Below are 7,884 nucleotides of genomic sequence, written 5' to 3'. Positions count from 1 at the left end.
CCGGGCGGATCCGGCCCATCGCCGACGCCGCGGCGTGGATGTCCTCGTACGCGCCCGCGGCCCCCCCCGCGCGCGCGGGCCGGCCCGGGGCGCCCGCGTCGGGCCAATACTCTCCCCGCCCCCCCCCCCGCCCGATTTGCCCACCCGCCCCGGGAACAGAGGGGGGGCGGGGGCCAGTTCCCCTTGACGGCATTCCGTCAGGCGTGGTGTGTGTGCGGCCGGGCGGGCGCTCCCCGCTCGTCGGGCTCTCTCAGCTCGTCAGCGCCTTCAGCGCGTTCGCGTCCTGGTGCAGCCGTTCCATCGACTGCCGGTGCAGCCCGGGGCCGAACGTGACGCGGGTGGCGCCCAGAACGCCCAGCTCCCGCGGGGATGGCCCGTCGGGCAGGAAGAGCGCGTTGAGCGGCGCCCCGATCGCGGCTGCCAGGCCGGACAGCTGGTCCGGCGGCGCCATGATCGGGTAGACGCAGTCGGCGCCCGCCGCCACATACCGGCGGGCACGGTCGACGGCCTGCGCCGGGTCCCGTACGCCGCGGATGTACGTGTCCACGCGGGCGTTGATGAACAGCCCGGCTCCCGCCGCCGCGCGGAACGCCGCCAGCCGGTCCGCGTTCTCCCGCGGGTCGTTGAGGACTCCGCCCGAGGAGTCCTCCAGGTTGCAGCCGACGGCGCCGGTGTCGAGCAGCCGCCCGGCGAGTTCCTCCGGCGGCAGGCCGTAACCGGCCTCGATGTCCGCCGAGACGGCCACGCCGAAGCTCTCGACGGCCCGGACGATCCGGCTGATCGCGGTGAACATCTCGTCGGCCGGGGTCTCGCCGTCCGCGTAACCGAGTGCGGCTGCCACTCCGGCGCTGGGGGTGGCGAGCGCCGGGAAGCCGGCTTCCGCGAGGACGCGGGCGCTGGCCGCGTCCCACGGGCCGGGGAGCACCAGCGGGTCGCCGGGCGGCCGGCCCAGATGGAGACTGCGGAAGTCCGTCATGGAGCGGCCCTTCAATGGAGTGGCCCTTCAGTGGTGGGGATCGCGGCGAACCGGCCGGGTCAGTGGCGGTGGGCGAGCGAGCCCGGTGTGTAGTGGCCCGGCACCATGCGGGTCGAGACGGCGAAGCGGTTCCAGGCGTTGATCACGGTGATCGCCGCGATCAGCTGGGCCAGCTCGCCCTCGTCGAAGTGCTCGGCGGCGTGTGCGTACACCTCGTCCGGTACGAATCCGTCGGTCAGCACCGTGATGGCCTCGGTCAGCTCGATCGCCGCGATCTCCTTCGCGGTGTAGAAGTGTTTCGACTCCTCCCAGCCGCTCAGCTGCACGATCCGCTCGACCGACTCGCCCGCCGCGAGGGCGTCCTTGGTGTGCATGTCCAGGCAGAAGGCGCAGTGGTTGATCTGGGAGGCCCGGATCTTGACCAGTTCGAGCAGGGTCGGGTCGACGCCCCTCCTGGCCGCCGCGTCCAGAGTGACCATGGCCTTGTAGACCTCGGGGGCGAGCTTCGCCATATCGAGGCGCGGGGTGTGCTCGGGGAGGTACTCCGGCGCCGCGGCCGATGCGCTGTCCGTGGTGGAAGTCTTGTCCGTCATGTCGTTTCTGCCCCTTCATGCCTTGTTCGTCGTGTGAGTACGACGCTACGTCGGATATGGCGCAGGGGTATGGTCCATTTCCGTGACGGATTCATGGGCCACTTTCGGTGTAGACCTGCATCTGGAACTCACCGGTCCAGGCCTGCGGGTCGGCCTCACGGACGCGCTGCGCCGGGCCGTCCGCACCGGGCGGCTGGCGCCGGGGACCCGGCTGCCCTCCTCGCGTACGCTCGCCGCCGACCTGGGCGTGGCCCGCAATACGGTCGCCGACGCCTACGCCGAACTGGTGGCCGAAGGCTGGCTCACCGCCCGGCAGGGTTCGGGGACGAAGGTGGCCCCGCGCTCCGTACCGCCGGGGGCGCCCGCGCCGCCCCCGGCCCGGCGGCCGCGCCGGAGCGGCCCCACGTACAGCCTCCGGCCCGGTACGCCCGATGTCGCGTCCTTCCCGCGTACGGAGTGGCTCCGGGCGTCGCGGAAGGCGCTGACCGCCGCACCCCACGACGCGTTCGGTTACGGCGACCCGCGGGGCCGCCCCGAGCTGCGGACCGTCCTCGCGGACTATCTGGCGCGGGCCCGCGGTGTCCACGCGGGGCCCGAACGGATCGTGGTCTGCGCCGGGTTCGCCCACGCGCTGATGCTGATGGGGAAGGTGCTGCGGGGGAGACGCGTGCGGGAGGTGGCCGTCGAGTCGTACGGTCTCGATCTGCACTGGGACCTGCTCACCGAGGCCGGGCTGCGCACACGGGCCCTCCCGCTGGACGGGTCCGGCTCGCAGACCGGCGAGCTGGGGCGTGAGGGTGCGGTGCTGATGACGCCGGCGCACCAGTTCCCGATGGGCGTACCGCTCCATCCGGACCGGCGCACGGCCGCCGTCGAGTGGGCCAGAACCACGGGCGGGGTGATCCTGGAGGACGACTACGACGGGGAGTTCCGGTACGACCGCCAGCCCGTCGGGGCCCTCCAGGGGCTGGATCCCGAGCGGGTCGTCTACTGCGGGACGGCCAGCAAGTCCATTGCTCCGGGGCTGCGGCTCGGCTGGCTGGTGCTGCCCGATGCGATGGTGGCCGAGATCCTGGCGGCGAAGGGGAACGCCGACTGGATGTCCAGCTCGCTGGAGCAGCTGACCCTGGCGGAGTTCATCGCCTCCGGTGCGTACGACCGGCATGTCCGCTCGATGCGGCTGCGCTACCGGCGCAGACGCGACCAGTTGGTGGCGGCTCTGGCCGAACGGGCGCCCGGCATCAGGGTGTCGGGGATCGCGGCGGGGCTGCACGCCGTCCTGGAACTGCCCCCGGGCACCGAGCAGTCCGTCGTCCAGGCGGCGGCGTGGCAGGGGCTCGCGCTGGACGGGGGCGCGCGGTTCCGGCACGAGGGCGTGCGGGACGGGCGCGACATGCTGGTCGTCGGGTACGGAACGCCGTCCGACAGCGCATGGGCGGGGGCGCTCGACGCGCTGTGCCGGGTGCTGCCGTAGGGGGCGGTGGGCCCGAACGGGGCCTCCCGGCCCCTGGCCCCGCCTCAGCCTTCGGCCGGTGTCGGTTCGGTCGGGGCCTCTCCGAACCGCGCCAGCGCGAGCGCTCCCGCGACAGCCACCGCGAAGCCTGCCACCGCCAGAGGGGCCAGCCCCTCCCTCGTACGGTCCCCGAGCCAGACCACGCCGACGAGCGCGGGGCCGATGGTCTCGCCGATGACCATGCCGGCCGTGGCCGTGGTCACCGAACCGCGTTGCAGCGCCGAAGTGAGCAGCAGGAAGGCCGAACCACCGCCGACGAGCAGTGCGTAGAGCGCCGGGTTGGTGAAGTCGGCCGAGTCGATGAGGCGGACCGAGACCTCGACCACCCCGAAGCCCACTCCGGAACCGAGGCCGAGCACCAGGGCCCTTGCCCTGCCCTTGAGGCGGCCGGCCGCCGTGCCGACCAGGAAGACCCCGACCGCGACCCCGAGCATCGACCAGCGCAGGGCGGACGACCCCGCGGTGTGACCCTCGGCCCCGGAGGCGAGGCCGAGCATGCCGAGGCCCGCGCAGACGACGGCCACCGCGCCCCATTCGGTGCCGGAGAGCCGGACGCCGAGTACGCGCGATGCCACCACAGCGGTCACCGCCAGACTCGCGGCGAGTGCGGCGCCTACCGCGTAGATGGGGAGCGTGCGCAGGGCGACGATCTGGAGTACGAAACCGAGGCCGTCGAGGCCGAGCCCCACGATGTAGCGCCACTGGCGCAGGGCGCGCAGCAGCAGCGCGGCGTCCACGCCCGAGCCGGTTCCCGGTGCGGAGGCGCGGGCCGCGGCGGCCTGGAGCACGGAGGCCGTGCCGAAGCAGACCGCTGAACCGAGGGCGCAGATCATTCCAAGGAGCACGAAAGGACTCTAGTTGGGCCGGGAAGGGCCCAGCACCGGCCACCCGTCAGAACGGCATCTACTCTGTATCCAGGCTGTACACCGACAGATTCAGTCTGTACACCCACAGACGAAACCACCGGCTGACGCACGCGAAGAGCCGGTACGACGGGGGAGACCGGCAGATGCGCAAGATGAGGTCGGGCGCTGTGGTGCTCGGCGGTATGGGAATACTGGCGGCGACGCTCACCGCCTGCGGCTCCGATGTGGACAAGCGGTGCGTCGATCCCGATACGCACAAGCAGCTGCCCAAGTACGAGTGCACCCACAGCAACGGCCGCGGGACGTACTACTACGGCGGTTCTTCCAAACACGGCAAGGTCTCGGGCGGCAGCTTCAGCAAGCCCTCGGTGCACCGCGGCGGGTTCGGCGGCGGCTCGCACTCCGGCGGCGGTTTCCACTCCAGCGGCGGCTGACCGGACACGGACCGAGCAGGGGTACCCACGGGAACGGGCGGACATCATGCAGCGGCACACCATAGAACCGCGCCCCGGCTGGCAGCAGATCGTCGAGGAGCAGGGGCTGGTCTATCCGCTGACCCGCTATCCGGACGACTCCCTGCGCCCGTACTGGGACGAGAGCGCGTACTACTCGTTCTCCCTTCCCGAGGTCGAGGCGCTGGAGCAGGTGGTCGAGGAACTCCACGCGATGTGTCTCGCCGCGGCCGCCCACATCGTCGCACGGGACCGTTTCGTGGAGCTGGGCATCACCGATCCCAGGCTGGCCAGGCTGGTCGGCGAATCCTGGCACCGCAGGGATGAACTCCCCTCTGTCTACGCCCGGTTCGACCTCCGATACGACGGCAGTGGTCCGGCGAAAATGCTGGAGTACAACGCCGACACCCCCACCTCGCTGGTCGAGGCCGCCAGCCCGCAGTGGTTCTGGATGGAGGACCGCTTCCCCGGCGCCGACCAGTGGAACTCCCTGCACGAACGGCTGGTCGCCGCCTGGAAACGGCAGGCCCGGCTGCTGCCGCCCGGACCGCTGCACTTCGCGCACTCCGAGGCCGACGAACTCGGCGAGGATCTGATGACCGCCGCCTATCTGCGGGAGACCGCCCAGCAGGCCGGGATCGACACCGAGGCGCTCTCGATGGAACGGATCGGCTGGGACCCCCTCTCCGGGCGCTTCATCGACGAGCGGATGCGCTTCATCCGCAGCTGTTTCAAGCTCTACCCGTGGGAGTGGCTGACGACCGACAGCTTCGGTCCGCATGTCCTGGACACGCTCGACAACGGTGGCTCCACCGGCTCCACCTGCTGGATCGAGCCGGCCTGGAAGATGCTGCTCTCCAACAAGGCGCTGCTCGCAGTGGTCTGGGAGCTGTACCCCGGCCACCCCAACCTGCTTCCGGCCTATCTCGACGGGCCACGCGAACTCGCCCTGTCCCGGGGGTACGTCTCCAAGCCGCTGCTCGGCCGCGAGGGTGCGGGTGTCATGCTCCACGAGCCGACCGCGGGCGTGGACGCTGCCCCGGGCCCGGCCCTGGGCACAGGCACGGTGCCGGTACCTGGTGGTGCAGGTACCGGCACCGGAGGTGGTGCCGGTACCTGGGGCGGAACAGTGGGCTCCGTCGCTGGTGTCCGGACCGATGAGGCTTGCTGCTACCAGGAGTTGGCACCGCTCCCTGACTTCGACGGCAACCGGGTGGTGCTCGGCGCGTGGGTCGTCGAGGACGAAGCGGCGGGGCTCGGCATCAGGGAGTCGGCGGGGCCGGTGACCGACGAATACGCCCGCTTCCTGCCCCACGTCATCCTGTAACCCTCGTTGCGTCGCGCCTCCTGCGCATGGCCCCGCACTGGCACGTGCGGACCCGTTTCGCACGGTCCGGAACACCCTGAGCCCCCTCCCGCCCTCACTCGGGGCCGGGCCGGCCAGGGTGCTGCTCGTTCTGCCCGATGAGGGTGTCGAGCTGGGTGGCGAGACCGGAGTGGCGGGCGCTCAGATAGGGGCGGGCCGCCGTCAGTGGGGGGACCAGGGCCGCGGGGTCGTTGTGGGCGAGGGCCGCGTCGAGCCGGCCGAGGGGGGCGCGGGAGGCACGGGGGAGGTCGGTCAGAGCGGTGATCTGTCCGGCCAGGCGGCGCAGCGCTGCGGCGTTGTCGCGGGCCCAGGCGGTGTGGGCACGGTTGGCCGCGCGGCTTTCGCGGGTGGCCTGTACGCGCTGTTCTCCGGTGGTTCCGGCGGAGCCGGGGCGGTTGCGCAGATAGCGGCGCTCGGCGGCCTGGCGGCTGGCGACACCGAGAGGGTGGGCCAGATCGGCCCAACTGGCCCCCGCGTGGCGGGCGGTCTCGATCAGGCCGGTCTCCCATCCGGCGAGCTGCTCGCGGATCTCGCGCAGCAGCAGGAGAGAGGCGAGGGCCTGTTGCGGGCCAGCGTCCGCATCGGCGGGGTCGGCAGCTCGGTCATGGGCGTCGCACACGGCGTGGTCGATGACTTCCAGGGCCGCTGCCGCGGCCAGGAACGAGGCTGGACTCCGCGCGTCGGCGTCGGCGTGGGGCGGCTGGTCGGCGGCTGTCACGAGAACCCCTTCCGGGTTGTCATCCTTTCGACGACACTTTGTTTGTCATCCATTGGATGACATGTTACAACAGTGTCAGTGAAGCGCATTGGCGGGTACAACCCGAACCTTCTGGAGGTGTTTCGCGATGTTGATGCGCACCGACCCTTTCCGCGAACTCGACCGTCTCGCCCAGCAGCTGACCGGCACCGGCAGCGGCACCTGGACGCGGCCCTCCGCGATGGCGATGGACGCCTACCGCGAGGGTGACGAGTACGTAGTGGCCTTCGACCTCCCCGGTGTCGACGCGGAGGCGATCGACATCGACGTCGAGCGGAACATGCTGACCGTCAAGGCCGAGCGGCGGCCCATGGCGAAGAGCGACGACGTGCAGATGGAACTGTCGGAACGGCCTCTGGGCGTCTTCTCCCGCCAGCTCGTGCTGGCCGACACATTGGACACCGAACGCATCGCGGCCGACTACGACGCCGGAGTGCTGACTCTGCGCATCCCGATCGCCGAGCGCGCCAAGCCCCGGAAGATCTCCGTCGGCGGGGAGTCCTCCCGCAAGGAGATCTCCGGCTGAGCAGCCGGCGACCCGAGCCGGCCTACGGCGCAGAACGGGCCCCGATCCCCCTCCGCCCGTTCTGCGCCCGCCGGACAGCACATCTGAAGCAAGCTCAAGCGGCCCCTCGTAAGGCGGAATCGGCTTCAGCCACCCGCAGGCCACGGTTTCCTCTCCGGCCCGCGCGCACCTGACTGCCTGTCCGACCGGCCCACTCGCTTGGCCCACTCGCTTGGCCCGCTCGCTTGGTCCACTTGCCTGGCCCACTCACCTGTCCATCCAACCTGGCCATCCAACCTGGCCCACCCAACCTGGTGTGCGCTCGGCCTTGCCGGGCACACGCACGATGTGCTCAAGACGAGAGAGGCGACTTTCGCAGTGATGTCCGACCCGCGTGAACCGCTCCCGCACCTTCGAGCGATGACTTTCGATCAGATGCTGGAGAAGGTCCGCTACGAAGCGGCCTATCCGACCCGGGAACGGGCTGAGGAAACTGTCCGGCTGGTCCTCTCCGGACTCGGACGCCAGCTGACCGGTGACGAACGGGTCGAACTGGCGGCCCGCCTGCCCTTCGAGGCCGCCCGCATCCTCACCGGACAGGCCCCCGCCATCGAGCCCCTCACCGGCTGGGCCTTCGTCAAGGACCTCGCTGCCCGCAACGGTGCCTCCCTGGCCACCACGCGCTGGGACACGGGCGCCGCCCTGTCCGCCGTCGCCGCCATCGCCGGCCCCGACCTCCTCACCCGCATCCTGGACCAACTCCCCACCGGCTACGCCCTCCTGTTCGGCCGCGCCGAACTCACCCAAGCCGCCTGAGGCCCCCGCACAGCACCCGGTGCGCACGTCACCGGGTGCC

Annotated in this window: 9 protein-coding genes; 5 read left to right on the top strand and 4 right to left on the bottom strand. The window is 71.4% G+C overall.

The genetic code is table 11. The features are described from left to right. Nucleotides 1-250 precede the first annotated feature (250 nt). Both ACFXBC_RS08920 and ACFXBC_RS08915 read right to left on the bottom strand, forming a co-directional pair. Nucleotides 251-976 (bottom strand): isocitrate lyase/phosphoenolpyruvate mutase family protein, encoded by a 726-nt coding sequence (locus ACFXBC_RS08920; protein WP_385020447.1) that lies wholly within the window; start codon nucleotides 974-976, stop codon nucleotides 251-253. Nucleotides 977-1,035: 59 nt separating this feature from the next. Beyond that, nucleotides 1,036-1,569 (bottom strand): carboxymuconolactone decarboxylase family protein, encoded by a 534-nt coding sequence (locus ACFXBC_RS08915; RefSeq protein ID WP_385020444.1) that lies wholly within the window; start codon nucleotides 1,567-1,569, stop codon nucleotides 1,036-1,038. Nucleotides 1,570-1,651: 82 nt separating this feature from the next. On the opposite strand from ACFXBC_RS08915, the gene ACFXBC_RS08910 reads away from it, so the two are divergent. Further along, the gene (locus ACFXBC_RS08910; protein ID WP_385020441.1) at nucleotides 1,652-3,043 is read left to right on the top strand and encodes a PLP-dependent aminotransferase family protein; all 1,392 of its coding nucleotides are present in this window, start codon (nucleotides 1,652-1,654) and stop codon (nucleotides 3,041-3,043) included. Between the two features lie 44 nt (nucleotides 3,044-3,087). On the opposite strand, the gene ACFXBC_RS08905 is transcribed toward ACFXBC_RS08910, so the two are convergent. Then, on the bottom strand, nucleotides 3,088-3,915 hold the full coding sequence (locus ACFXBC_RS08905; protein ID WP_385020567.1) for a hypothetical protein: 828 nt from the start codon (nucleotides 3,913-3,915) through the stop codon (nucleotides 3,088-3,090). A gap of 176 nt (nucleotides 3,916-4,091) precedes the next feature. Between ACFXBC_RS08905 and ACFXBC_RS08900 the strand changes: the two genes are divergently transcribed. Together ACFXBC_RS08900 and ACFXBC_RS08895 are read left to right on the top strand one after the other, a co-directional pair. Continuing rightward, nucleotides 4,092-4,382, top strand: coding sequence for a hypothetical protein (locus ACFXBC_RS08900; protein ID WP_385020438.1), 291 nt, complete (start codon nucleotides 4,092-4,094; stop codon nucleotides 4,380-4,382). Between the two features lie 46 nt (nucleotides 4,383-4,428). Continuing rightward, nucleotides 4,429-5,727, top strand: coding sequence for a glutathionylspermidine synthase family protein (locus ACFXBC_RS08895; RefSeq protein ID WP_385020435.1), 1,299 nt, complete (start codon nucleotides 4,429-4,431; stop codon nucleotides 5,725-5,727). Nucleotides 5,728-5,821: 94 nt separating this feature from the next. Here ACFXBC_RS08895 and ACFXBC_RS08890 read toward each other — a convergent pair whose 3' ends face one another. Continuing rightward, a complete protein-coding gene (locus ACFXBC_RS08890) occupies nucleotides 5,822-6,484 on the bottom strand; it encodes a type III effector protein (protein ID WP_385020432.1) in 663 nt (220 codons plus the stop codon). Between the two features lie 127 nt (nucleotides 6,485-6,611). On the opposite strand from ACFXBC_RS08890, the gene ACFXBC_RS08885 reads away from it, so the two are divergent. Both ACFXBC_RS08885 and ACFXBC_RS08880 read left to right on the top strand, forming a co-directional pair. Continuing rightward, nucleotides 6,612-7,049, top strand: coding sequence for an Hsp20/alpha crystallin family protein (locus ACFXBC_RS08885; RefSeq protein WP_385020430.1), 438 nt, complete (start codon nucleotides 6,612-6,614; stop codon nucleotides 7,047-7,049). A 399-nt stretch (nucleotides 7,050-7,448) separates the two neighbouring features. Continuing rightward, complete coding sequence (locus ACFXBC_RS08880; RefSeq protein WP_385020427.1) at nucleotides 7,449-7,844, top strand: DUF2267 domain-containing protein; 396 nt, start codon at nucleotides 7,449-7,451, stop codon at nucleotides 7,842-7,844. Nucleotides 7,845-7,884: the final 40 nt, after the last annotated feature.

Source organism: Streptomyces sp. NPDC059398 (genome assembly GCF_042751845.1).
GTDB lineage: Bacteria > Actinomycetota > Actinomycetes > Streptomycetales > Streptomycetaceae > Streptomyces.
The sequence above is the reverse complement of the archived record's forward strand: the minus strand, read 5'-3'. Positions and strand labels throughout refer to the sequence as shown.